Source organism: Clostridium sp. CAG:221 (assembly GCA_000435835.1).
In the GTDB taxonomy this organism is placed as follows: domain Bacteria; phylum Bacillota; class Clostridia; order Clostridiales; family Clostridiaceae; genus Clostridium.
The window spans coordinates 12,486-38,729 of the sequence record FR883411.1 but is presented as its reverse complement, the minus strand read 5'-3'; the positions used below and the strand labels follow the sequence as shown (position 1 = coordinate 38,729).

The window sequence follows — 26,244 nt, the reverse complement described above, 5'->3', positions numbered from 1 at the left end:
TATTGGCACAATTGTTCAAAATAGTCTTGACATTAATATTTATATAAAGATTTATGGCTGGCTGATTTATATCCACAACAAAAAGACGTAAATATTCAACCCCATTCTCTTTTGCTAATTCCACAGCTTTTTCAAGCATTATGCCACCAATTCCTTGCTTTAAATAATCAACATTTACCCCAAGTCGATCAATATACAATACTTCAGCCTCTTCTTTTTCCCACTTAAGATGCTTTGCCCCTGCATTTGATTTGCAAAGAGCAAAGGCTGAAACTATTGTATTATTTTTCTCTAAAAGATACAGGCACTTATTTTCAATATCCTCCTTGAAAAATTCACAAGGATATATTTCATCCCAAATCTTAATATTGTTGCAATTCATTTCTTTAATTATATTTTCATATACCACTTTAAGCTGTGGTAAATCATCCATCTTAGCAATTCTAAAATTCATCCTCTAACCTCTCACAAACATAAATTATTACTCTTAAAAATCCAGTAACATTTTTAATAAACTCTCAAATTACATACCATCTAAATAATAGTTATATTGTATATTATAACCACTTAGTATAATTAATGAAATATCAACAGTTTATCAAAACAAATCTTATTAATATAAGGCTCTGTTTTAAAATAATGTTGATAATATATACAGAATTTAAAAAACCAGTGATTTCTAACTCACTGGTCTCTAGTTCGTAATATGTTAAAATTATTCATCATTAAGAACCCTCTTTAAACTTGAATTTATTGCATCTGAATCTTCTGGATGTTCTATAAGCAATCTATTTGCTTCCATAATAGCAGCAGACCTTGAGGTTTGTACTGATTGTTTTACTTTAGAGTCCTCAATAGATTTAATATAATCCTTTTGTTTCTGCCAAGCATCTTTTATTATTGTATAGTATTCATCTTCAGTTGATTCCTCTTGAGTATATTGTTCTATATTTGATTGAATATCTTGGTGCATATCTTCATGGTTATTATCTTCTGAATTTTCAACAGTGGAAGATGTAGTGTTTATACTGTCTCCTTCAGAATTTTGAGTAATGCTAATAGAATTACTTGCATTTGATTTAGAAGAATCTTCTTTTCCTTCTGAATTATTCTTCTGTCCACATGCCACAAGTGACAGAGATAATAACACTAATCCTAATTTAAAAAATATCCTTTTATTCATTTAAATCTCCTCATAAATTATAAGATTATTAGTTCAATATATTATATAAAGCAATTTTGAATTCTTAATGTTCCAATAATTACTCTTCTTAAATTTGTGGACAAATAGTAATCTTGTCTACTTTTATTTTAAATCGCAATATATTCAGATTGTTTTACTAATATCAAAATTTAAATTTAGATAATGGCTGTAAAAAGTAACGAAGTTACTATTATAATTGTTACCATAATAGTTGATAGTATATTACCAACTTTAGAACCAAAATTATCATTAAACTTATAACCAATAATTAATGATGGAATATAAAATAATAGAGAGTAGAATATTGTATAATGTGTTCCTTGATTTCCATTAGACCATGATTTTAACCCAATATAATTTAAAATATTATCTCCTATACAAACCTTATTAAATGTAAAGGCAAATAAAGAACCTATAATAAATAACACTAAAGAAGTTGTACCTATTCCTATCTTTCTTTTTTTCACATTACCTCCTCCAATATACTATAATTGATTTATACAATAAGAATTTTAATAATCAACTAATTCGTATAAAATTACAATTGTTCATAAATCATTATATTTATCTTATACCAAAAACAGTAAAATTAAAATATTTTTACCTTATATATATTAGTCTTTTAACCTTAAACTCTTTGTTAAAAACATTAAATTATGTCTCAAAAAAAGAAATTACAATTAAAACAGATTCTAATATACAAATATTAAGGTAGCCTTATAATATCTATGTAAATCTACCTTAATTCTATTCTTATTATGATTTTATCTTATTACTTCTATGATTTCATATGTATCAATAAAGGGCACATTAAACACTAAATCTCTTTTAATATATGCTTTAAAAATATTTTTCTTTCCACCTTTGATTCTCTTATAAGTTCTATAAGCTTCAATTTCACTAAACCCTGTATAATATATCTCTTCAGAATCAAGTCCAGCATTCTGCACTACTATAAATTCCTCTATTTTATCATTACAACCATGATTTTCAATACTCTCTAATTTAATTTCTTTTTCATCATTATTCATAATTAAAGTATTCCTTTCTATCCTTTGTATACCATTCACATCTTCTGCAAAAATCATATATATTTACTTATATCATCTGATTTATTATAACACAAAGCATTTAGCTCCTAAAATACCACTTACATGATTATAACTTTTACTTTCTTTTTCAACTATTATTTTCAAATTATAACAATCACATTCTGAACACTTAAAACTTTCGTTAAATTTATTTACCAATATATTTTTTCAACTTTTCCAAATTTTCTATATACAAAAATACTTCTCCACATTTAGGACAAATACAAGCTTTGATTTTTCCTATGCTTTTTGGAATTATTACTTCATCAGTTTTCACTATCTTTATTCCATAACCGGCTCCATCCATTTTAACATTAAATCCTTCTATCATTTCACTGTTACATTGTTTGCAAATTCTCATATAACCCCTCCATTCTAAAAATAAGTATTATTTTTCTTCATTAAAATCTTCCATAATACAATATATTTCTTCAGAATCAAATCCAACATTTAGTATTATCTTCAACATATTAATACTCTCCATAACAATTTTAATAGAAAATTAAGGCTAAAAACTTTATGGCACAAAATAATGTAACACATTCATATATCAACGTAAAAAATTTAAAAAATAGAGAGCCAATGTATATATAATATATGTGATATTTTGTAAAATATGTTATAATAAACATTATACAAAACTATAATTGAATGGACAATAGTAATAAAATATGCATTATAACATTGTGGAAAGGTGAAGGAAATGAGAAGAATTCAAACTTATGAATTTAAATTAAGCGTATTAATATTTTTCATTATTTCTTTTATTATACCAGCCAATATATCAGAAAATGGGGCTATAAAAGTATACAATTTTGGGTTTCCATTTAACTATTGGTCAATATATCAGAGAAATAAAGGAAGTTCTCAACTCTTTAACAATATATTTGATGGAAATAACGGAATGAATATTAATATATTATGTTTATTTTTTAATTTATTTATTATATATACTCTATTTATATTATTAAAGAAAATATATATAAAAATTAAGAATCACTAAAATTAAATAGAAAATTATAAAATCTTATTATTCGTATATTGAAAATTATAGGTGAACAATCCCACCTATAATTTTTTTAGACTATATTTCAACATCATATTAAAACATAGCCTTATTTTTTAATTATATATATCATAAATCAAGTTAAAATTTTTATAAAATAGACCGAATAAATTAGCTTGTTCACTTTACTTCTATAACTACTACTTTTTAATACACTGAGATATTCAACGGCCTCTTACTTCTTATTTCTAAAAAATTTCACTAAATAAACAATAAAACATACTAGAGCAATTAAATCTAGTCCCACTGCAACAAATTCATTTAATTCAATCAGTTTATCTAAAATGTTCACCGTGGTTACTATTACTAGTCCTATTAAAACTAATATGCTACCTTTATTATTGTTTTCATTCATATAGTTTCCTCCATAAATTCATAAATAATTTAATATAAAGAGCTGTCTATTGGACAGCCTTTTCAGTGGTACTAATTTTAAATTACTCATAAAATATTATTACTTAATAGTATTTTATAGTTTGCTAAAAAACACTGATAGTATTGAAAGAATAATTGCAAGAAAGCCACCTAAAATTAATGAAATTGATTCTTTTTTCTTATTCTTTACGTACAAAGAATATCCATTTAATATAGTTGATACTCCCCCTATTATTACTGCAATTGACAATGCAATACCTGAATCCATAATCTTGAATAATCCTAAAGCTAATATAATAACACTTATTATTGGTAATAATTTCTCAATGCAACTTTTCATATAGTTCCACCTTTTTAATCCAAAACTTTATTGTTGAGCAATTAAATACAATTATTCATCAATCGTTATATCTATTTTATACCAAAAACAGAAAAAAGAACTTAGAAATAATTAAAATCATTACAAAAGATGGTAGCACATTACCCAATGTAGCAACCAAAGCACCTATAATACCCACCTATTTATATCCAATGAAAGTAGCGCAGTTAATAGCAATTGGGCCTGGAGTAGATTCAGCAATTACTGTAACATTCATCATTTCGTCATGTGTAATCCACCTCTTCTTTTCTACGCAGTTATTTTCAATCATTGAAATCATTGTGTATCCTCCACCAAAAGTAAATAATCCAATCTTGGCGAAAGTAAGAAACAAATCTAGAATAATACTCATACCAAAATACCCCCTTATGGTTATATATTAGTCTTTTAAGTTTAAAATCCTTTATTAAAGATATTAAATTATGCCTCCCCCAAAAATAGGTTTCAATTAAAACAGATCTTAATATACAAATATTAAGGTATCCTTACAATATCTATGTAAAGCTACCTTATTCACTTCATATTATTACTTGTATATTTTCATAAGTATCAATAAATTGAAATTTGCATCATCCCATTGTCTGCTCATACTACATCCTAACAGAAAATAGAAGATGAGGCATATCAATACCTCAGTAATGCTTAATATGCAATTCTCCATCAATCATTATATTTATTGCATTTTAAATACAAAATGCTATATTTGTATTTTAATGTAAAAAAACACATTCTTATGTTAATATATAAAGAGAAAATAAAGCATAATTTTTTAGTACGATAAAAGGGGGAATTTTTATGAACTTAAAAATAAGAGAAGGGAATACTAATGATTATATTGCTATTAGCAATTTAGTTAAAGAGATTCATGATTTGCATGTTCTAAATAGACCAGATGTTTATTTAAATGTTGACAATCCATTTAAAAAGGAGCAATTTGAAGAGCTATTGAACAGTAATAATACAAATTTATTTGTAGTTGAAAATACTGATAACAATGAGTTAATAGGATATAGTATTTTACAAATCATGACTACAAGGAATCTAAATATACTTATTCCATTAAAGTTTGTTTATGTAGATGATTTCTGTATTAAATCAACCTATCAAAAAAGAGGTATTGGTAAAATGCTATTCACTCATATTGTAGACTATGCAAAATCCAATGAGGCTTCTTCAATACAGTTAAATGTATGGGATTTTAATGAAAATGCAATTAAATTTTATGAGTCATTAGGCATGTCAACTAGGAATAGAAGAATGGAGTTAAATATATAAATTTAACTGTTAATTTAGTGTTATAGTATAATTTTAAAGAGCACCAATGTTACTCTTTAATTATCCATTAGGATTTAAAGATAATTATTAATTTTATGTTATATTAAAAACGGACAGGTATCTGTCCATTTAATTTCAGTGTAGACTCTTATATAGTTGTAAGACTCTCTTTATTAAAAATTATATTCACATCTTTCAAACCTTGAAAAATTTCCTCTCTTGAAAAGTTACCATTTTTCAATTTATCATCGCTTTGATCCATTAATAAATCGTAAAAATCAAGTGCAATTTTATAAATTTTTTCAGATTTATTTTTCTTAATTTCTTCAAAAAGAATATTCTCAGCCTTATTATACTCATGTTTTAGAACAAGGCTTTTTAAAAGTATTCATATATAGTCAGATGAATCAACTTCATCTAAATTTATTATTTCATTGTTATCTTCTTCTTTTTGCAATAATGATTTTCCTGTATTTTTTACAAGTTCATTAATTAATTCCTCTATATTTATATTAATCACCATCTTTAATAAAAATTTTATAGCATATTATCTAAAAATAATTTAATACTTTTTTACAAAATTATATACCATCAACTCTGCAACATCAATAAAATTTTGAATGAGCCTTAGAAACTCTTTATTCCTAAATTGGAAAATACGTTAAGAAAATCTATTTGTCTGTGCGTTAGCGAGTTATAAATTTTTAGTATATCCTACTGAAGGAATCATAGTTTTTCAAAGCAAAATAAAAAGCACCTCCTATGAAGTTTTACCCTCATAGAAAGTGCCTATATCATCAATTCTACAACTTCGAGAGTAACGAAGAGTTGTTTCCTTTAATCTAATGAATAATAAAAACGAAGAAATGATTAAAATTTTATTTTAGTATTTCATTATTAATGGAGCAAAATATACGTTAAGAAAAAAGACACCTTCTATAAAGTAATCCCTCATAGAAAGTGTCTATATCACTATTTCTACAACTCCGAGTGTAATGAAGAATTGTTTCCTTTAGCTATCAGAATAATATAATGTTGGAGGAAATATCTGAATGAGTCTTAGAAACTCTTTATTCCTGAAGTGGAACATACGTTAAGAAAATTTATTTGTCTTTGTATAAAAGCGTTATAAATTTTTAATATAAAAAAGCAGTTTCATCTAAATTATCTCTAAATAAAACTGCTTTAACTCTCTTTGTTATTACTAATTAAAAACTTAAATTAATTCATATTGCTATGAACTTATATTTTCATTTTTAATTTTACATTTCTATTAATGCACAACATTATGAATCAGCAATAAATTCATCATTCATCACTCATAATTCATAATTTTTACTCGTCCCATCCTTCTGGGAATTCAGCATTGTGGTAAACTTCTTGAACGTCATCATCATCTTCAAGTAAGTCTAACATCTTTTGGAACTTCTTAGCATCATCTTCATTAATTTCAGTGTATGTATCTGGAATCATTTTTACGCCTGCTTCTAAGAATTCTAAACCTTGAGCTTCTAACTCTTCTCTTACTGAACTGAAGTCTTCTGGTGTAGTAGTTATTACAAATACTTCCTCTTCATCTGCATTAAAGTCCTCTGCACCTGCATCTAAAGCCATCATCATAACTTCATCTTCATCTAAGTCTGCTCTTTCAATAACTATTTCACCTTTTTCTTGGAACATGAAGCTTACACATCCTGTAGTTCCCATGTTTCCGCCACCTTTAGTGAAAGCTGATCTTACGTTACCAGCTGATCTGTTTTTATTATCTGTTAAAGTTTCAACTATTACAGCAACTCCTGATGGACCGTATCCTTCATATACTATGCTTTCATAGTTAACTGCTGCTAGTTCTCCTGAAGCTTTCTTAATTGATCTTTGAATTGTATCTCCTGGCATGTTTGCTGCTTTAGCTTTTGCTATAGCATCTCTTAATTTAGGGTTATTTTCCGGAGCAGGACCTCCATTCTTAACTGCAAGCACTATTTCTTTACCTATCTTTGTAAAGATTTTTCCTCTTTTTGCATCTGCTTTCCCTTTTTTATTTTGTATATTATGCCATTTTGAATGTCCTGACATCTTTTTCATCCTCCTAAATTATTATTTTATTAAACTGCTTCCATTATATCATATTTATTCTAATTAAACAATTTTCTATTTTAAGTATTTACTTTCAACTTTTTTCTTTCATTATTTCATTATAAAATGTCTTTGTTTCATCAGCTGTAATTAAATTAATATAATATTGATCCTTTGGTGTTTTAATATATATAAAAGGGCTTTCATCATTATATAAGTATAATCTTGCATTTTTACCATCAAGGTTAAAATATCCTTTTCTCTTACCATTGGTTAGCATTATACCATTAACCCTCTTATTAATAGTAGGAATTGTGTCTTTCAGTGACAACTCTTCAATATCTGCTATAGCTATATTGTTGCCATACAGTCCATAAATCTTAATATAATGATTCTTTACAGTAGTATTTAATATGTTAGCGGAAATAAATAATGCTAACCCTATGGATATAGGTAGAGATATTATAATCTTTCCTATATTACTTTTACTTTTCATAATACCACCTCATAATTATTCTTTTCTTAATTTTTTATTTTTTTGTATAATATAGTATATTATTAATTTTACTTATATAAATATAACTTAAACCATATAGTTACTTAATATGAAAGAACTTTATTAGAGGTGAGGAAAATTGAAGGTATTGATTCATGACTTGACACAAAATGAATTAAATACACTTTTACCTAAGATAAACAATGATATTAAGATAATATCCAATGATGGAACCATTGAAAAATGTATAGGATGCTTTAGCTGTTGGATTAAAACTCCTTGCAGATGCATATTAAAAGATAATTACAGAAATTTAGGTTCTCTTTATTCTAAATGTGATGAAATTATAATTCTTACAAGATGTTGCTACGGTTGCTATAGCCCATTTGTTAAAAATGTTTTAGATAGAAGTATAAACTATATTCTCCCTTATTTCACCATACGCAACAACGAAATGCATCATACTTCTCGCTATAAAAATAAGCTTAAACTTTCAGTTTATGCCTATGGAGAAAATATCACCGAAGAAGAAAAGGAAACAATGAAAGAACTCGTTACTGCTAATCTTATTAATTTTAACGGCAGTTCATCTAATGTTTATTTCTCCAAAGACATTGCATCTTTTAAAGAATTAAAGGAGGCTATCTTATGAAAATAAGTCTTATTAACGGAAGTCCTAAAGCAAAAAATAGTTGCTCTGATTACCTTTTAAAAGAAATCAAAAAACTTCTTGCTGAAAATAATGAAATATATGAATTTAATGCTCGTGCTGGCATACTACCTATTCGCTCATTAGAAACCCTTAATAGTTCTGATGCCATAGTACTTGCCTTTCCTCTTTACATTGATTCTTTACCTTCACACTTTTTAAGATTTTTAGAAGCTTTAGAAATCTATTTTAAAGCCAATGAAAATCATAATATAAGGGTTTATGCCATAAGTAATTGTGGTTTTTATGAAGGAGAACAAAATAGAATTGCTTTAAAAATCATTGAAAACTGGTGTCATAAATGTAACCTTATCTTTGCCCAAGGCTTAGGTATAGGTGGAGGCCCTGTTGCCAATGAATTTCCTAATGTGGAACTTGGACACGCTATAAAGAAAGATATAGGTCTAGCCATAAACACTTTATGTATCAACATATTAAATGATGGAGTATGCTCTAACATTTATGCATCTATAAATTTCCCTAAAAGATTATATATATTTCAAGGCAATAACTCCTGGACTGCTGTGGCCAAAAAAAATGGTTTAAAGAAAAAAGACATATGCTCTTTAGAATAATAAAAAAGATAGCAATACCATTAAAAGTACTGCTATCTTTTTATTATATGATTTTATAAAGTCTATTATCTTCCTTAAAGTATATGTCTTCATCACTTTTTTCTACAATTATCTTACCATTAGATACTTCTGTCATTTCTTTTTCAATAACTTCACTTACAGAAACTTCTGCTAATATATGAACAATTACCTTATCAGTATACTCAGTATCTTCTATGTGCCAATTATTTTGTCCACATACATATTGAACCTTACCTATCATGTCATAATCTAAATGTAAGGCCACATCTACTCCTTGTACTTTTTCAACAACGCCACCAGCTTTTAAGGCTATAGATGCTCCCTTAGTGTACGCCCTAGTCAGTCCTCCTGTTCCTAGAAGTATTCCACCAAAGTATCTTGTTACCACCACTGCACAGTCAGTTATATCACTTTTCTTCATAACTTCCAAAATAGGTATTCCTGCTGTTCCTTGTGGCTCTCCATCATCACTGTATCTTTGGATTCCCATATTTTCACCAATTACATATGCCCAACAGTTATGACGTGCTTGCTTATGCATTGATTTTATTTCATTAACAAAGGCTTTTGCCTCTTCTTCATTTTCTACTCTCTTTGCATATCCTATAAATTCAGACTTTTTTTCAATAAATCTATCTTCTCCATAATCACGTATAGTTATATACGACATTTGTCCAGCTCCTCTTTTATAATATTTATTCCTCGCCTTATATCTTCTTCTTTCACTTGTGAATATCTTATCCTGAAAGAATAATGTCCTTCATCATTACCAGTATAAAATATGCTTCCTGGTGTAATATATAGCTTCCTTTCCTTAAGCCTATAAAATAATTCTTCACTATTAATTTCCTTATTTTTTAACTTAATATAAAAGGTAAGGCCTCCTTTTGGATCAATAAATGAAACATATTCCTTAAGCTCTTCTTCTAAAAGCTTCTTCATTAAATCATATCTCATTTTATATTCACTTTTTAAAAATGAAATATATCCTTTCCAGTATCCTTCTTTAATATACATTTCTAAAGAGCGTTGCATAAGTGTTGAAGTTGCTATATCTGTATTCACCTTAGAACTCATCATTACTTCCCTAAAAACCTTAGGATTTATTATATATCCAAGCCTTATACCTGGTAAGAATACCTTAGAAAAACTCTTTATATAAACCACCCTGTCATAAACATCTAGCTTCTTAAAAGGCTCATATTGGAGGTTATTATCATAAATAAGTTCCGATAAGTAATCATCTTCAATTATATAAAAATCATATATTTTGGCAAGTTCTAAAATTTTTATCTTCTTTTCCCTACTGTAGCTTACTCCTGTAGGATTGTGGAAATAGCTCATGGTATAAAAAAATTTTATCTTATGCTTTTTAAGAATTTTCTCAAACTGCTCAATATTTATACCATCTTCTTCTATGTCAACTTCAAAAATATTAGCTCTTCTCCATTTAAATACTGATAAGGCACCAGTATATGTAGGTTTTTCTACAATAACATTATCATTAATATTAAGCATTGCCTTAGATGCAATATCTATACCTTGCTGCGCTCCTGAAACAATAAGCAAATCATCTATATCACGGCTACCCTGCCAAAATGCTTCATTTATTGTCTCCCTTAGTTTCATATATCCTAATGATTCCTGGTTTATTAATGCCTCTGCTCCATCTCTATCAAGAACCTTATTGATAACTTCCTTAAATTCATCTATAGGGAAAATCACTTCTCTACTACTTTCCCCAGTAAAATCTATTATATTTCCATCTTCTGAACTTATCATAGACTTTATTTCTCTTGAATATTCTCTCTTAAAAGAATTTATCACATCACGTTTCTTAACATATGTACCAGAACCAACCTTTTGAACTGCATAACCATCATTAACCAATCTTTTATAACAACTTACTATAGTGTCATTATTGACCTTTAAATATTGTGCAAGCCCCCTAATTGGTGGAAGCTTTTCTCCTCCTACTATATATTTATCATTAATAAGCTTTTTAATATTATTTGCAATTTGAATATACTTAGGTTCATATTCATTAAACTCTACTAAAAACTTCTCCATTTTCCGCCCCTTTATTCTCTCAATTATCACTATTATATAATATGGATAATATTTTATAAACCTATAAATTTATTAATATAAAGAAAGAAGAAGCTTTCTGCTTCTTCTTTTCATTATTCATTTATTAATTTAATAACAAATTCACTACTTTTATTATAACTTTCATCATCTACTTCAACAATCATGAAAGTACCATTTTCCTTGTAATCTTCTTCAAAAACTCTTCCATTTCTATGAAGGAAAGAAACCATATCACTTCTATCATATGGAATAAGATATTCACATTTTTTCATTGTGTATGGAAGGTTTTCTTCTATTTCATCTAATAGCTTCTCTAAGTTAGTACCTTCCTTAGCTGAAATTTCAACTGTATTATAATGTTCTGTTGCTACTTTTATTTCTTCTAAAAGTGCTGGTTCTGCTTTATCAATCTTATTTAATACAAGTATTGTCTTCTTATCTAAAGCATCTAGCTCATGTAGAACTTCTTCAACAGCCTTGATTTGTTCTAAGGCAGTTTCACTTGAAGCATCAACAACATGGCATAAAAGATCTGCATATATTACTTCTTCTAAAGTTGATTTGAATGCTTCAACCAAGTCATGTGGCAACTTTCTTACAAAACCAACTGTATCTGTAAGAGTTATTATTCCTTTATTTTTTAGTATTATTGCTCTTGTAGTGATATCAAGAGTGGCAAATAACATATCTGCTTCAAATACCTTTTCTTTTCCTTGCACTTCTTTTTGGGCAGCTACATCACATAGAGCATTTCTTAAAGTTGACTTTCCTGCATTAGTATATCCAACTAATGAAACCTTTGGAATGCTTTCTTTATTTCTCTTTTCTCTTTGAGTTTCTCTGATTTTCTTAATTTTCTTAAGCTCAGCATTTAAATCATAGATTTGCTCTTTTATATGTCTTCTATCTGTTTCTAGCTTCTTTTCTCCTGGACCTCTAGTACCTATACCACCACCTGTTCTTGAAAGTATAGTTCCTAATCCTTGTAGTCTACTAGCTCTATATTTAAGTTGTGCCAGCTCAACTTGAATCTTTGCTTCTCTACTTTTAGCTCTTCTAGCAAATATTTCAAGGATAAGTGTTGTTCTATCTATTACCTTAGCACCTAGAGCTGCCTCTAAGTTTCTTACTTGCGAACCTGATAATTCATCGTCAAAAATAATTACATTAGCTCTTAATTTTTGTCTTAATGTAGCTATTTCTAAAACCTTTCCTCTTCCTATGTAAAATGCTGCATCTATCTTACTTCTACTTTGGAATACAGAATCAAGTACAGGTATTTCACAAGCCTTAGTAAGTTCTTTTAATTCTTCAAGGCTTTCCTTGGTATCTGATCCAACTAAAATTGCACTTTCAACTTCATCTTCAATGATATCTCTTTCTTTTATAAGTGAATCTATATATGCAATCTTATTTAAGATATGCATTGAAGTTAAATCTTCAACTTTTATATGCTGTTCTTCTTCGTAATCTAATGTATCATTCATTACTGTAAGCATACCTAATGAGCAATCTATAATCTTTCCTTCATAAATTCCAATGGCTACAATAGCATCTAGCTTAAGTTTTAATAATGCACTTATATCTAAAGCAGATAAATTACTAAAGCCATTTGGATGAGTATGGATTATTCTCACTCCTGCTAATTTTTTTTCGCTTATATCTAGCGTAGGAATTTCAACTGATGTTGAATCTCCTATTGCAACTGAAACTGTATTTCCTCTTCTATCTATAGCTACACTTATTTCTCTTTCAATAAATGATGAAACTCTTGATATTGTCTCCATTATACTTAATGAACAAACTTCATCTTTAGGTGTCTTAGCTTTGTATAAAGATTCTAATTCTTCCAGTGCTGATTTTCTAATTCCGTCTATATTACCATAAATCATTTACTTCACCTCTACTTATACTCTTGACAACTTTCATATAATTTTATACTATAAATAAAACATTGTAAATATAGTAAACGGAGGATTCCCATGGAAAACAGAAAGAGAAACATATTATTTTCAGAAGAACAAATACAAGAAAAAGTTAAAGAATTAGGGGCACAAATCACAAAAGATTATGAAGGAAAAGAACTTTACATATTACCTCTTTTAAGAGGAAGTTTTGTATTCGGGGCTGACATCTTTAAGGCAATTGATTTAAAAGCTAAAATTGGCTTTATGACAACTTCAAGCTATGGACATAGTGAAGTAAGTTCAGGAACAGTTACAGTAGTTAACGACATTCCTGATAACATAGAAGGACTTGATGTTTTAATTGTAGATGACATAATGGACACAGGTTATACTATGGAATTTGTTGTTGAGCATGTTAAAAAGTTAGGCGCTAGATCAGTTAAAACTTGTACTTTACTTGATAAACCTTCAAGAAGAAAGGTAGATTTATCTCCAGACTATTGTTGTTTTGAAATTGATGACTTATTTGTTGTAGGATATGGATTAGACTACAATGGATACTATAGAAATGTACCTTACGTGTTTAATTGGGAGCAAGCATAATTATAAAAAAACACAACTTTTTAATTAAAGTTGTGTTTTTCATTTCCTTTTTACGGATTCATATTAATGGCTGTATCTGGAATCTTTCCAACTATGATGGTATCAGAAACTGGTATCTGGCATGATACTTCTACATCCCTACTCTTAAGTGGAACTATCACTCTTATTTTCATATCCACATTTAAGTAAATTTTATGACGTGTCTGATTAATGCCGGCACTTTCAAATACTGATTCGTATGAAGTATTTATATTACCAACCTGTCTCATTTTAACAGTGATACTGGGCCCCATATTATAAAAGAAAGAACTATTAGTTAAATATCCTATAGGTATTTTCACTCCCACACTTTCATACTTTTTAAAACGGTCATTACATTTTAAAACCACTTGTGAAGCTAAATAATTCTGCATAACTGTATCTGCTCTCATCAAAGATATATTACCTTCTTCATCTTTTTCTATATGTATTATATCGTCATATTTGAAGTTTTCAGAATATACAGCTACACTCTCCTCATTAATTATGGAAACAGCTTCACTTTCCATCTTAATCTCAGCCATATCAATTATTGTTGGTAACATTCTTTTATCAAATATATAAAAAAATAGATTAAATAACATTAAAATTGCAATAATAATAGCTAGATACATATTTCTCCTTCTATTTTTTTTAAATTTAAAGATTTTATTATTTTTTTCTGTATAATACTTCATAATTTATACACCTTATGCTTTATATTATTTTAATATATTAATAAATATGCTATAATATGTTATATTATTATAAAATTAAATACTTGATTCTTATTAAGGGAGGAACAAATGGCTACTAATAAAAAGTCTAGTGGATCTGCTCAAAATAAAAAGACTGCAGATTCAAAGAAAACAAATATGAAAGAGACTTCTAAGGTGAAAAGATTTTTTAAATACTTCTTCCTTACCATAGTTATGTTAGGATTAATAGGACTTGTTGTTGGTCTTGGATATATTTTTGCCGTTATAAAAACAGCACCTGATTTGGATGTTAACTCAGTATTAAATCTTAATCAACCATCAATGTTATATGATGATGCCGGCGAATTTATAGACAATCTACCTACACAAGAAGAGCGTTATGTAATTTCTTATAATGAAATGCCAGAAAATCTTGTTAATGCTTATATTTCTATTGAGGATGAACGTTTCAGATCTCATAAAGGTATCGACGTTCGTAGAATCATCGGTGCTGCACTTAGAGATGTAGTGGTTATCATAAAAGGAGAAGGCGGAGTACATGGTGCTTCTACCATAACTCAACAATTAGTTAAGAATACTGTCCTTATTGATGAAGCATCTAGTGAAGACACTGCACTTGATTCTATAAATAGAAAAATTAAAGAAATTTATATTTCTTTACAATTGGAAAAGAAGCTCACTAAAAATCAAATAATAGAGGCTTATTTAAATACTATCCCTCTTGGTGGATATATATACGGTGTGGAAGCTGCTTCTTTATCTTACTTTAATAAGCCAGCTAAGGACCTAACACTTCCTGAATGTGCTTACCTTGCAGGTATTACACAAGCACCTTCATATTATAGTGCATACAACACTGAAGAAGAAGATTATCCAAATACTTATCTTGATAGAACTAAAGCAGTATTAATGAAAATGCTGGAGCTTGGCCATATTACTCAAGGAGAATATGATGAAGCTTATGCCTTTGTTGATTCAAATTCTTTTGAATTTAATGCAGCTGAAATTGATTACTCTGTTGCTTATGAATGGTTTGTATACCCTGCTCTTGATCAAGTAAGAGAAGATTTAAAAGAAAAATATAAGTATACAGATGAAGAAGTAAGTAAACTGTTTGTTAATGGTGGATTAAAAATTTATACTACAATGAACAGAACAATGCAAGATGGAGTTCAAGCTGTACTTGATGACAGAAGCAATTTTGATGTGAAGATTGATGGAAGTTATAGTGAAGAACCTTTAACTGCTGAAGGCGTATATATGCTTCAATCTGCTGCTACTGTCATGGATTATAAAACTGGTGAAGTAAAAGTTATTATTGGAGGAAGAGGTAATCAACCAGCTAACTCATTAAATAGAGCTTATGATGACTTAAAATCAATTGCTTCAAACACAAAACCTTTAACAGTTTATGGTCCTGCAATTGATACTAAGAATTATACTGCTGCTACACCAATTGATGATGCACCTTTAACTGATGAAGAATTATCAAACTTTGGATATTCATTCCAACCAACCAATTGGAATGGTGTCTACGATGGATTAATAACTCCAAGAGAAGCTATTATGTATTCTAAAAATATTACTTCTTTAAAAGTTGTTTATAATTTAGGATTATCAACAGCGTTAGAATATGGTAGAAAAGCTGGATTAATTTATAACTCTGAATCTGAAAAAAGTATAGCTACATTAGCTCTAGGAGAATTTAATAATGATCCATATGATAGAGATGGTGGTAACACAACTATCCTTGCTTCTGCTTATGGTGCTTTTGGTAATAATGGTGTAAAAACAGAAGCTATCCTTTATACAAAAGTTATAGATTCTACAGGTAAAGTAATATTAGATAAAACTGCCGATACTACTAAGCTTTTCTCTAAAGAAACTGCTTATATAATGTACGATATCTTAAAAGGACCTGTTACAGGTTTTGATGCTGGTGGTGCTAAATTTGGTGATATACCTGTTGCTGGAAAGAGTGGAACCACTGACAATAGTGATTCATTCTGGTTCTCAGGACTTACTCCTTACTACTCTGCATCTGTTTGGATAGGTTATGATATGCCTACTAAGCTTAATGGTTATAGTAGTTCTGCTGCTAGCCTTTGGGGTGATGTCATGGGAGTTGTTCATGAAGGCCTTTCATATAAAGAAATTGAAAAGCCAGACACAGTTGTAACTGCTAATGTATGTCGTGATTCTGGTAAACTTGCCACTGATCTTTGTGCGCAAGATCAAAGAGGAAGCCGTGTACGTACTGAATACTTCATTGAAGGTACTCAACCTACAACTGCATGCGATGTCCATGTGACAGCTAAGGTAAACATTAAAAATAATAAGCTTGCAACTGCAAGTACTGCTGTTAAAAACATTGTAACTAAGGTATTTATTAAAAAATTAAATCCTAATTCAGTAACTACTGATTATCCTTATGTACTTCCAACAGAATACGATAATAGTTCAAATAACGAAACTATTTCTTTATCTAGTTTGGGACTAAGCAAAAATATGGATCTTTATGATGCTATTAATATATTAAATGAAAATGGAATAAGCTATATTATTTCTGGTGAATCTGTTCCTGGAAGTATAACTACAGGTGAATATACTGTTAAGAACTTTACATCAACAATAAAAACTGGTGAATCTGTTACTTTAACAGTGGCAAAAGCCTCTGGTTCTAATAGCAACTCTAATAATAACAATAATAACCATAATAATGATAATAGCCATAATAATGATTCAAATAATAACGGTAACTCTAATGGTTCTGCTTTAGATGAACTGGAAGATGACTTAGGTTCAATCTTTCCTGGATTAGGGGATTTATTTAATTAGTATTTTGGTGTATTAAAATATAAGACACTTACTTATATTTAATACACCATTTTTCTTATAATAAATTAATGATATATATTTTATACTTACAAGACAATTTTTGTTTATTTGAAATATGTAACATAAGTTTTTGCAAATTAACTAATTTAATGACATTTTTTCTGTTTTATACGGTTTTTTATGAATTTAGTCTTTTTTCTTCTTGCATTTTAGATATTTTTATTATAAAATTATAAACAACAATACACGAATGATATTAGGGGGTATACATATGAATATTTGTAGTAATTTTTTAAATTCATTAAATGACTATATTTTAATGATTAATGATTTCTTATGGACATATATTTTAATTGCACTTTTAATTGCAATAGGTCTATATTTCACTATAAAGACTAATTTTGTCCAATTTAAAAATATAAAAGAAATGTTTAAACTTTTAGGTGAAGGTTCTTCTTCATCAGAAAAAGGATCTATTTCATCATTCCAAGCTTTTTGTATCGGTACAGCTTCAAGAGTTGGTACTGGTAATTTAGCTGGTGTTGCTACTGCCATTGCTGTAGGTGGTCCTGGTGCTGTATTCTGGATGTGGCTTATTTCATTAATTGGTTCTGCATCTGCTTTTATAGAATCTACTTTAGCACAAATATATAAAGAAAAAGATGGTGACTCTTTTAAAGGCGGTCCAGCTTACTATATGGAAAAAGGATTAAAAAAGAGATGGCTTGGTGTTTTATTCTCAATTTTAATTATTATAAGCTTTGGATTTGCATTTAACTCTGTTCAATCAAATACTATTGCTAGCGCATTTAGCTCTGCTTTTAATATTGATGTAACAATTACTGGTGTTATTCTTACAATTTTTACTTTAGTTATAATCTTTGGTGGTGTACATAGAATTGCTAAAATAACAGGATTTATAGTTCCTGTTATGGCTGTAGCTTATCTTTTAGTTGCAGCATTCATAGTTTGTAAGAATATAACTGAACTTCCTTCAGTACTAAAAATGATTTTTGCTAATGCTTTTGGCTTTGAACAAGTTTTAGGAGGTACTTTAGGAGCTGCTATACTTCAAGGTATAAAAAGAGGTTTATTCTCAAATGAAGCTGGTATGGGATCTGCTCCAAATGCAGCCGCTGTTGCAACTGTAAGTCATCCTGTTAAGCAAGGTTTTATTCAAACTTTAGGAGTATTTACTGATACATTAATCATTTGTACTTCTACTGCTTTAATCATATTAGTTTCAGGTGTTCCACTTGATGGATCAATTAAAGGTATTGAACTTACTCAACTTGCTGTAACTAGTCAAATTGGTTCTTGGGGAGGAACATTCATTGCAATTTGTATATTATTATTTGCTTTCAGTTCAATCATAGGAAACTATTATTATGGTGAAACAAACATTCAATTTATCTCTGAAAAGAAGATATACCTATATGGTTATCGTATACTAGTTGCTGTTATGGTAATGCTAGGTTCAGTAGTATCAATGGATATAGTTTGGAACTTTGCAGACGTATCTATGGGACTTATGGCTATAACAAACCTTATTGCTATAGTACTACTTAGTAAAATAGCCTTTAAAGCTCTTAAAGACTACAATGATCAAAAGAAACAAGGATTAGACCCAGTATTTAAAGCTTCTTCTATTCCTGAAATAGTAGATGACGTAGAATGCTGGAAATAACATAAAAAATAGAACCAATAGCTAATCAAGCTATTGGTTCTATTTTATGAATTAATCAGTTCATGTCGCTTCGCTTATTAACTTAGTTAAGTCGTCACAAGTGACTAATGAAACGCTTATATCGCTTCGCTCATAAGCTAGTTAAATTTTCAAATGCAAGCATATGAAAAAATTAAGGTTACAATTTCTACGAAATTCTTTAAAATATATATCTTAGAAATTCTCTAAGGAATTTCATCCTTAATTCATCATTCATAATCCATAATTCATAATTAAAAAAGGAATTCCTCAAGGAGTTTCATCCTTAATTTTTCATTTTTTCATTTTACATTTCAATTACTTAATCCCTTCTTTATCTAATTGAAGTGTAATTGCATTTACTGAAATATTTACTTCGTAAAGAGATAGTAAAAGGGAGCTCATTAATGATAGCAAACTTATAGCAAATATAACTTCACCTAAAAACTGTTTATTAATGTAAAGAACAAACATGGTAAGTACACATAAAAAGAAGCTAAACACTCCTAAAATTTGCATCCATCTTATGATATTTATTCTCTTTCTTAAGTTTTTTATTTGCATTAATACTATTTCATCTTTATCCTTCTTATATTGTAAGTCTAGTTGTCTTAATAATCCTGCTAATGTTAAAAATCTACTGGTATATGCTGAAATTAAAAGTGATATAGCTGTAAATAATAACGCAGGTGTTGTCATTTCTATTCTCATAGGTCCTCCTTAGTTAAAATTTATAATATCTATATATTGTATATCTATATTATTGTTTTATGCTATGTTTTACAACAGTTCCATCATTACCACTAATTATAATTGTACATATCTTCCCTTCATTATCTCCTTTTGTAATCTCATAATTAAAGATATAACTTAAGGTAGATATATTTTCTTCAGTGGTGAAATAACCCATATCTTCATTTATAAGATCACCACTTAACCCAATGAATTCTAGATATTCTCTGGCAATTTTCTTTGCTTCACTTTTTCTTGTTCTCATAAATGATTGATACTCTACATTATCTGTATTTAAGGCTGAAAAACCTACCAACTCTCCTGAATATTTATTTATTTTAACAGTAATAATATCATCGTAATTTATATATTTTCTATGATATCTATAAAAATTAATAGTATAAAAAGGCTCATTCTTTTCACATTCTAATACTTCTTTTAATTCAAAATCATTATCTAAAATATGCTTTAAATATTTTTCTGCATAATCTATACATTGTTCTTCAGATAAAACTGTTTCACCAGTTTTAGTAGTAGTTTGCTCTAAAAATCCAATTACATTATAATTCTTATCTAAATCTACTCCGCAGTTATGCCATTTTAAGGTATATCCTACTGTAGCATTACCATTTGAAGATGTCTTAACTTCTTGGATATCTGATGCCACGGGTACAATTTCTCCATTTATAGCTCCTATTTCACTTAATTCTTCTAAGAAGCTTATGGTTTCTTTAACTTGTGTTGAAGTTTTCCCCATATTCATATTCCACATATAAATTATTCCTATAATCAAAACAAATACTATACTAAATAGTATTAAATTTTTATTGCCTTTTTTCATATATCCCCCAATAATATGTCTTAATTTATATTTTTATATCTATATTTTACATTAATGTTTTAAATTTTCAAAGCAATTTATTATTTGGTGAAATGAAAATAAAGATAAAGACTCAGAATAAATTCTGAGCCCTTATCTTTTTTGTTGTTTTATAAAATTTATATTATACCAATAATTTCATTTATATCTTTAATTCCTTGTTCCTTACAGAACTGTTCCATTTGTTCTATAACTTCTTTTCCTGCATTAGGATTAAAGAAATTCACTGTTCCTATTTGAATTGCTGATGCCCCTGCCATCATGAACTCAATGGCATCAACACCTGATACTATTCCTCCTAGCCCTATAACAGGAATGCTTACAGCTTTTGATACTTCATGTACCATTCTAAGTGCTATTGGTTTTACTGCTGGCCCTGATACTCCTGCATAAATATTATCAAAGACAGGCTTTCTTTTATATGGATCTATGGCTAATCCTTTTAGAGTATTGATTAACGATACTGAATCAGCACCTGCTTTTTCACATTGTATAGCCATATCAACTATATCTTCCGCATTTGGTGATAATTTCACCATAAGTGGCTTATCAGCTATTGCTTTTATTTTTGAAACAACTTCATAAGCTACATCTGATTTTATTCCAAAAGCCATTCCTCCGCTCTTCACATTAGGACATGATATATTAAGCTCTATCATATCTATATCTGTGCCTCTAAGCTTTTCTACTGCAGCTTCATAATCTTCTATACATCCACCACCTACATTGGCTATGATGTTAGTGTCGAATTGCTTCATTTTTATCAATTCTTCATTTATAAACTTATCTATTCCTGGATTCTGTAGACCTACTGAATTCATCATTCCACTTGGTGTTTCAAAAACCCTTATACCACTATTACCCTCTTTAGGATTTATTGTAAGTCCCTTAGATGAAATACCACCTAGTATTCCAACATCATAAAATTCATTATATTCGCTTCCAAATCCAAATGTTCCTGAAGCTGCTATTACAGGATTCTTAAAATCTACACCATTTATATTAACCTTTAACATCTTATGCACTCCTTAAGCCTTTATAGTTCTACATAGTTTCCATCAAATACTGGACCATCTTTGCATGTTCTCTTATTACCATCTTTAGTTTTACATGTACATACAAGACATGCACCTACACCACAAGCCATATGCTTTTCCATTGATACAAAAACCTGCACTCCATGCATCTTACACATTTCAGCTACTTTTTTCATCATTACTTCTGGACCACAGCACAATACTGTATCATATTCATCTACCTTTAATATATCTGTTATAAATCCATGATGTCCATATTTACCAGTATTAGTTGAAACATAACCTTCATTTATGTATTCACACATTTCATTTGTTAAATATATTTCATCTCTAAAACCTGCATATAGATCTAATTTCATTCCCTTATTTCTTTTTCTAAGCTCTCTTGCTAGCATTACCATAGGGGCTATTCCTATTCCTCCAGAAACTAAAGCTACATTTCCATACTTTTTATCAACATCAAACCCATTTCCAAGAGGCCCTGTAAGTTCAATATAATCATTTTCTTTAAGGTTAGCAAACTCTTTTGTTCCCTTTCCTACTGTTGCATAAACAAATGTCACCTTTCCATCTTTACTTTCACTTATGCTTATTGGTCTTGGAAGAAGCGTTCCTCCTTGATGCTTCAGCATATAAAATTGTCCAGGTTTAACTTTGCTGTCTTCTGCCACAACCATTTCATATATTCCATCTACTATTTTTTTATTAGATAATATTTTTGCTCTTGTATATTTCATGATATTGTATTCCTCCTACTATATAGCTTTTATAGCCGCTCTTATAGCATCTCTCATCTTAATAGCTTCATTTCTTGCACATTCTGCAAATTCTAATTCTCTATTTTCTTTTTTATAAGCTAATAATATTCCTCTTGACGAATTTACAACTCCACCATTGCCATTCTTTAAATAAAGTGCAACATCTTCAGCAGTGCCACCTTGTGCCCCATATCCAGGTATTAAGAAGAACATATCACTATATCTGCTTCTTATTTCTTTACCTTCTTCCACATGAGTACATCCAATTACTCCACCAATTGCTGTATAACCATATTTTCCTTTTACAGTTTGTCCAGCTTCTGTTATTTTATCAGCCACTGCATTATATAACTTCTTACCATCTTTTATATCTAGATTTTCAAAATCTTCTGCCCCTTTATTTGATGTTCTTACTAACACGAAGACACCTTTCTTTCCACTTTCCATATATGGCATATATGGTTCTATGCTATCCATCCCCATATATGGGCTTAAAGTTATAAAATCTGCCTCAAAATCCCCTGTAAAGTGTGCTTTAGCATATTGTGATGCAGTAGCTGCTATATCGCCTCTCTTAATATCAGCAATAATTATTGCATCTTTTTCTCTTAAATACTTCAAAGTATTTCTATATGCAATAAGTCCTGCTAATCCTAAAGCTTCATAATATGCTATCTGTACTTTATAGCATGCAACTACATCAAGAGTTGCATCTATTATTTCCTTATTAAATTGGAATATTGCCTCATCTAAACTTTTTCCTTCTAAAATATGTTGTGGTATATATGATGCATCAGTATCTAACCCTAGACACACTACACCTCTTTCTTCAACTCTCTCATATAACTTATCTATTATTAACTTATCCATTCTTGTCCTCTCCTTAACTTAAAGCCTTATAAACTATCTTACCTTTTCTTATTGTAGTCATAACTTCTCCAAAGTATTTTCTTCCATGGAAAGGAGTGTTCTTACCTTTTGACACGAAAGTTTCCTTATTGATTACTATTTCTTTATTTAAGTCTAGTAAAACCATATCTCCATCATATCCTATAGTTATTAAACCTTTATTCATGCCTAATATGTCTGCTGGATTCTTAGACATAAGTTCACTTAACTTATTTAATGAAATTCCATTTTCCTTTACTAAGGTTGTATAGCATATAGAAAATGCTGTTTCTAAACCTACCATCCCAGGTGCTCCATTTTTCTTATCTTCTTCTGTATGTGGAGCATGATCAGTTCCTATACAATCAATTATTCCTTTCTTAATGGCATCTATTATACTCTTTACATCTTCTTTCTTCCTTATTGGAGGGTTTACCCTATAATTACTTATGCTTTCATCAAGAGCAATATGATGTGGTGTAACTTCACAAGTTACATTTGTACCTTCTTCTTTTGCTGTTGTTATGGCTTGTACCGCTTCTTTAGTACTTACATGGGCCATATGAAGATGAACTCCAGTTACCTTTGCCAAGTATAAGTCTCTGATAGTCATTAAGTCTTCTGCTATCCTCATATCAATTTTTGAAAAAGTCTTATCTTCGGCATGAGACATAACTACCCAGTTATTTTCATTTGCCACTTCCATAGCCTTCATCATTATGCTGGAATCCATAACCCCTACTCCATCATCTGATATGGCCTTTACTTTCTTATCATCCTTAAAATTCTTTAAATGCTCTATGCTGCTTCCTTTAAAGTTTTCAGTTATTGATACACATTGATGTATATCTATAAGACCTACTTCTTCAGCTCTAGTTCTTACATGATTAAGGACATCATAGTTGCTGCAAATAGGACTTGTATTAGCCATAAGACATGCTGCAGTATATCCACCTTTTACTGCCGCTTTAGATCCACTTTCTATATCTTCTTTATGAGTAAGACCTGGCTCTCTAAAATGTGCATGAGTATCTATAAATGATGGCATTAACACCTGTCCATTTCCATTCAATACTTCTACACCTTCTTTGTTCAGTTCTAAACCAATTTCTTTTATCTTTCCATCTTCAATATATACATCTCCATGAAAATTTTGAAAGGCATCAATTATATTTACATTTTTTATAAGTAAGTTATTCATATTCCTTATACCTCGCTTGGATTAATTATAGTATCACAATATTGACATTTATATGATCCTTTATTTTCATCTACAAGATCAAAAACATCTTCTAAGTATTTTTCATCACTTGTTATACATCTAGGATTATTGCATTTTAATATTCCACTAATCTTTTGAGGTAATGGAGGTTTTATCTTTTTAATTATCTGTTCATTTTTAACTTCATTAATGGTTATACCTGGTGATAGTAAAGCCAATACAGTAAAATCTACATCAGTAACATTTTCTATTTTTATAATATCCTTCTTACCATTTTTCTTACTGTCAGCATTTATTATCAACGCAACTTGGTTGCCTTCCTTTTCTAAGTTAAGGTATTTAAATATTTTTACTCCTACACCAGCTTTTATATGATCTAAAACAAATCCATTTTTTATACTTGTTATTTCTAGCATTCCACTACCCCCAGTAATTTAGCTATTAAAGCCATTCTTACATACATACCAAACTCTGCTTGTTTAAAATAAGCTGCTCTTACGTCTTTATCCACTTCAATATCTATTTCATTTACCCTTGGTAATGGATGCATAACTATCATATCTTTTTTAGCTCTATCCATTTTACGTGCATCTAAAATATAACTATCTTTTAATCTTAAATATTCATCTTCATTGAAGAATCTTTCTTTTTGAATTCTTGTCATATATAAGATATCTAGGCTTTCTATAACCTCTTCAATCTTTTCTACTTCACAATACTCTATATTGTTTTTATCTAGCACTTCCTGTCTTATGTACTGTGGAATCCTTAATTCTTTAGGTGAAATAAGGACAAATTTTATATTTTCATATCTAGACATTGCTGTAATTAATGACTGTACTGTTCTACCATACTTTAAGTCACCACATATACCTATGACATGATTATGTAGTGTTCCCTTCAAACTCTTAATGGTTAAAAGGTCTGTAAGCGTCTGTGTTGGATGGTGATGTCCTCCATCTCCTGCATTTATTACAGGTACGTCTGAATACATACTTGCAACCTTTGCAGAACCTTCTTTAGGATGTCTCATTGCTATAATATCTGAATAAATTGAAACCATTTTTATTGTATCGGCTAAAGTTTCACCTTTGGCTGCAGAGCTTGAATTTGGCTCAGAAAAACCTAATATTTTTCCTCCTAACCTCATCATAGCAGCTTCAAAACTAAATCTTGTTCGCGTACTTGGTTCATAGAATAATGTTGCTAATATCTTGCCATTGCAACAATTTGAAAATTCATTTGGATTTGCTATTATTTGATGTGCTAATGTAAATATTTCATCAAGTTCATCTACAGATAAATCCATAGGATTTATTAAATGTCTACTTTTCATATTTTTCACTCCTTTTTTAACCTCTCTGGGTTAAATTTAAAAAGAATTTTTTATTTTAGAAACCTTTTGATTATATCAATTTAAATCTGAAAGTTTCATATGTAAAAAATGCCTCCCTTTATATCAAAAGGAAGGCATGTTAATCCTAATATTTTGCCAAAATCCGCTTCCTTTTGAATCTCTCTGGACTCTTTTAAAGGTACTCATTTTTACTTAGGATAACACTATTGTTTAATATTGTCA

30 protein-coding genes are annotated in these 26,244 nt (G+C 29.2%); 6 read left to right on the top strand and 24 right to left on the bottom strand.

Going from position 1 to position 26,244, the window contains the following annotated elements:
- The 8 genes from Q5O44_RS10330 to Q5O44_RS10290 form a co-directional block, all read right to left on the bottom strand.
- On the bottom strand, positions 1–454 hold a 454-nt coding region (locus Q5O44_RS10330), incomplete at its 3' end, for a GNAT family N-acetyltransferase (protein ID WP_302637818.1).
- Positions 455–715: 261 nt separating this feature from the next.
- On the bottom strand, positions 716–1,183 hold the full coding sequence (locus Q5O44_RS10325) for a hypothetical protein (protein ID WP_022168341.1): 468 nt from the start codon (positions 1,181–1,183) through the stop codon (positions 716–718).
- 176 nt (positions 1,184–1,359) lie between these two features.
- Positions 1,360–1,671: a hypothetical protein gene (locus tag Q5O44_RS10320; protein WP_022168340.1), complete on the bottom strand. Its 312-nt coding sequence runs from the start codon at positions 1,669–1,671 to the stop codon at positions 1,360–1,362.
- A gap of 297 nt (positions 1,672–1,968) precedes the next feature.
- Positions 1,969–2,292, bottom strand: a complete 324-nt coding sequence (locus Q5O44_RS10315) for a hypothetical protein (RefSeq protein ID WP_022168339.1) — start codon at positions 2,290–2,292, stop codon at positions 1,969–1,971.
- 151 nt (positions 2,293–2,443) lie between these two features.
- Complete coding sequence (locus tag Q5O44_RS10310; RefSeq protein ID WP_022168338.1) at positions 2,444–2,656, bottom strand: hypothetical protein; 213 nt, start codon at positions 2,654–2,656, stop codon at positions 2,444–2,446.
- 880 nt (positions 2,657–3,536) lie between these two features.
- Positions 3,537–3,716, bottom strand: a complete 180-nt coding sequence (locus tag Q5O44_RS10300) for a hypothetical protein (RefSeq protein ID WP_022168336.1) — start codon at positions 3,714–3,716, stop codon at positions 3,537–3,539.
- Between the two features lie 114 nt (positions 3,717–3,830).
- Positions 3,831–4,076, bottom strand: coding sequence for a hypothetical protein (locus tag Q5O44_RS10295; protein WP_022168335.1), 246 nt, complete (start codon positions 4,074–4,076; stop codon positions 3,831–3,833).
- A 178-nt stretch (positions 4,077–4,254) separates the two neighbouring features.
- Entirely contained in the window at positions 4,255–4,467 is a 213-nt protein-coding gene (locus tag Q5O44_RS10290; RefSeq protein ID WP_022168334.1) for a chromate transporter, read from the bottom strand.
- A gap of 443 nt (positions 4,468–4,910) precedes the next feature.
- Between Q5O44_RS10290 and Q5O44_RS10285 the strand changes: the two genes are divergently transcribed.
- Positions 4,911–5,390, top strand: coding sequence for a GNAT family N-acetyltransferase (locus tag Q5O44_RS10285; protein ID WP_022168333.1), 480 nt, complete (start codon positions 4,911–4,913; stop codon positions 5,388–5,390).
- A 148-nt stretch (positions 5,391–5,538) separates the two neighbouring features.
- On the opposite strand, the gene Q5O44_RS15265 is transcribed toward Q5O44_RS10285, so the two are convergent.
- The 4 genes from Q5O44_RS15265 to Q5O44_RS10270 form a co-directional block, all read right to left on the bottom strand.
- Positions 5,539–5,778, bottom strand: coding sequence for a DUF6483 family protein (locus Q5O44_RS15265; protein WP_366934343.1), 240 nt, complete (start codon positions 5,776–5,778; stop codon positions 5,539–5,541).
- On the bottom strand, positions 5,779–5,913 hold the full coding sequence (locus tag Q5O44_RS10280; protein WP_302637814.1) for a hypothetical protein: 135 nt from the start codon (positions 5,911–5,913) through the stop codon (positions 5,779–5,781).
- 812 nt (positions 5,914–6,725) lie between these two features.
- Positions 6,726–7,466, bottom strand: coding sequence for a YebC/PmpR family DNA-binding transcriptional regulator (locus tag Q5O44_RS10275; protein ID WP_022168332.1), 741 nt, complete (start codon positions 7,464–7,466; stop codon positions 6,726–6,728).
- A gap of 94 nt (positions 7,467–7,560) precedes the next feature.
- The gene (locus Q5O44_RS10270) at positions 7,561–7,962 is read right to left on the bottom strand and encodes a hypothetical protein (RefSeq protein ID WP_022168331.1); all 402 of its coding nucleotides are present in this window, start codon (positions 7,960–7,962) and stop codon (positions 7,561–7,563) included.
- A 139-nt stretch (positions 7,963–8,101) separates the two neighbouring features.
- On the opposite strand from Q5O44_RS10270, the gene Q5O44_RS10265 reads away from it, so the two are divergent.
- Positions 8,102–8,614, top strand: a complete 513-nt coding sequence (locus tag Q5O44_RS10265) for a flavodoxin family protein (RefSeq protein WP_022168330.1) — start codon at positions 8,102–8,104, stop codon at positions 8,612–8,614.
- Positions 8,611–9,246: a hypothetical protein gene (locus Q5O44_RS10260; protein WP_022168329.1), complete on the top strand. Its 636-nt coding sequence runs from the start codon at positions 8,611–8,613 to the stop codon at positions 9,244–9,246. Before Q5O44_RS10265 ends, Q5O44_RS10260 begins: the two co-directional genes overlap by 4 nt.
- A gap of 43 nt (positions 9,247–9,289) precedes the next feature.
- Here Q5O44_RS10260 and Q5O44_RS10255 read toward each other — a convergent pair whose 3' ends face one another.
- The 3 genes from Q5O44_RS10255 to hflX all read right to left on the bottom strand — a co-directional run bounded on the left by Q5O44_RS10255 (position 9,290) and on the right by hflX (position 13,250).
- A complete protein-coding gene (locus Q5O44_RS10255; protein ID WP_022168328.1) occupies positions 9,290–9,937 on the bottom strand; it encodes a YigZ family protein in 648 nt (215 codons plus the stop codon).
- Positions 9,925–11,337, bottom strand: a complete 1,413-nt coding sequence (locus Q5O44_RS10250) for a PLP-dependent aminotransferase family protein (RefSeq protein WP_022168327.1) — start codon at positions 11,335–11,337, stop codon at positions 9,925–9,927. The genes Q5O44_RS10255 and Q5O44_RS10250 overlap by 13 nt, the downstream gene beginning before the upstream one ends.
- A 113-nt stretch (positions 11,338–11,450) precedes the next feature.
- On the bottom strand, positions 11,451–13,250 hold the full coding sequence (hflX, locus tag Q5O44_RS10245) for a GTPase HflX (RefSeq protein ID WP_022168326.1): 1,800 nt from the start codon (positions 13,248–13,250) through the stop codon (positions 11,451–11,453).
- A gap of 90 nt (positions 13,251–13,340) precedes the next feature.
- Here hflX and hpt point away from each other — a divergent pair, with 90 nt between their 5' ends.
- The gene (hpt, locus tag Q5O44_RS10240) at positions 13,341–13,868 is read left to right on the top strand and encodes a hypoxanthine phosphoribosyltransferase (RefSeq protein ID WP_022168325.1); all 528 of its coding nucleotides are present in this window, start codon (positions 13,341–13,343) and stop codon (positions 13,866–13,868) included.
- 50 nt (positions 13,869–13,918) lie between these two features.
- Here hpt and yunB read toward each other — a convergent pair whose 3' ends face one another.
- Complete coding sequence (gene yunB / locus Q5O44_RS10235; protein ID WP_302637809.1) at positions 13,919–14,584, bottom strand: sporulation protein YunB; 666 nt, start codon at positions 14,582–14,584, stop codon at positions 13,919–13,921.
- Between the two features lie 108 nt (positions 14,585–14,692).
- Between yunB and Q5O44_RS10230 the strand changes: the two genes are divergently transcribed.
- On the top strand, positions 14,693–17,443 hold the full coding sequence (locus tag Q5O44_RS10230) for a transglycosylase domain-containing protein (protein WP_022168323.1): 2,751 nt from the start codon (positions 14,693–14,695) through the stop codon (positions 17,441–17,443).
- A 271-nt stretch (positions 17,444–17,714) separates the two neighbouring features.
- The gene (locus Q5O44_RS10225) at positions 17,715–19,130 is read left to right on the top strand and encodes a sodium:alanine symporter family protein (RefSeq protein ID WP_022168322.1); all 1,416 of its coding nucleotides are present in this window, start codon (positions 17,715–17,717) and stop codon (positions 19,128–19,130) included.
- A 336-nt stretch (positions 19,131–19,466) separates the two neighbouring features.
- On the opposite strand, the gene Q5O44_RS10220 is transcribed toward Q5O44_RS10225, so the two are convergent.
- The 8 genes from Q5O44_RS10220 to pyrB all read right to left on the bottom strand — a co-directional run bounded on the left by Q5O44_RS10220 (position 19,467) and on the right by pyrB (position 26,001).
- Positions 19,467–19,859, bottom strand: a complete 393-nt coding sequence (locus Q5O44_RS10220) for a DUF2721 domain-containing protein (protein WP_022168321.1) — start codon at positions 19,857–19,859, stop codon at positions 19,467–19,469.
- A 49-nt stretch (positions 19,860–19,908) separates the two neighbouring features.
- Positions 19,909–20,721, bottom strand: a complete 813-nt coding sequence (locus tag Q5O44_RS10215) for a hypothetical protein (RefSeq protein WP_022168320.1) — start codon at positions 20,719–20,721, stop codon at positions 19,909–19,911.
- A 158-nt stretch (positions 20,722–20,879) separates the two neighbouring features.
- Entirely contained in the window at positions 20,880–21,776 is an 897-nt protein-coding gene (locus Q5O44_RS10210) for a dihydroorotate dehydrogenase (protein ID WP_022168319.1), read from the bottom strand.
- 20 nt (positions 21,777–21,796) lie between these two features.
- On the bottom strand, positions 21,797–22,534 hold the full coding sequence (locus Q5O44_RS10205; protein WP_022168318.1) for a dihydroorotate dehydrogenase electron transfer subunit: 738 nt from the start codon (positions 22,532–22,534) through the stop codon (positions 21,797–21,799).
- An 18-nt stretch (positions 22,535–22,552) separates the two neighbouring features.
- Entirely contained in the window at positions 22,553–23,425 is an 873-nt protein-coding gene (gene pyrF, locus Q5O44_RS10200) for an orotidine-5'-phosphate decarboxylase (RefSeq protein ID WP_022168317.1), read from the bottom strand.
- 13 nt (positions 23,426–23,438) lie between these two features.
- Positions 23,439–24,644 (bottom strand): dihydroorotase, encoded by a 1,206-nt coding sequence (locus tag Q5O44_RS10195; protein WP_022168316.1) that lies wholly within the window; start codon positions 24,642–24,644, stop codon positions 23,439–23,441.
- A 5-nt stretch (positions 24,645–24,649) separates the two neighbouring features.
- A complete protein-coding gene (locus Q5O44_RS10190) occupies positions 24,650–25,081 on the bottom strand; it encodes an aspartate carbamoyltransferase regulatory subunit (protein WP_022168315.1) in 432 nt (143 codons plus the stop codon).
- Positions 25,075–26,001 (bottom strand): aspartate carbamoyltransferase, encoded by a 927-nt coding sequence (gene pyrB, locus Q5O44_RS10185; RefSeq protein WP_022168314.1) that lies wholly within the window; start codon positions 25,999–26,001, stop codon positions 25,075–25,077. The genes Q5O44_RS10190 and pyrB overlap by 7 nt, the downstream gene beginning before the upstream one ends.
- Between the last annotated feature and the right edge of the window lie 243 nt (positions 26,002–26,244).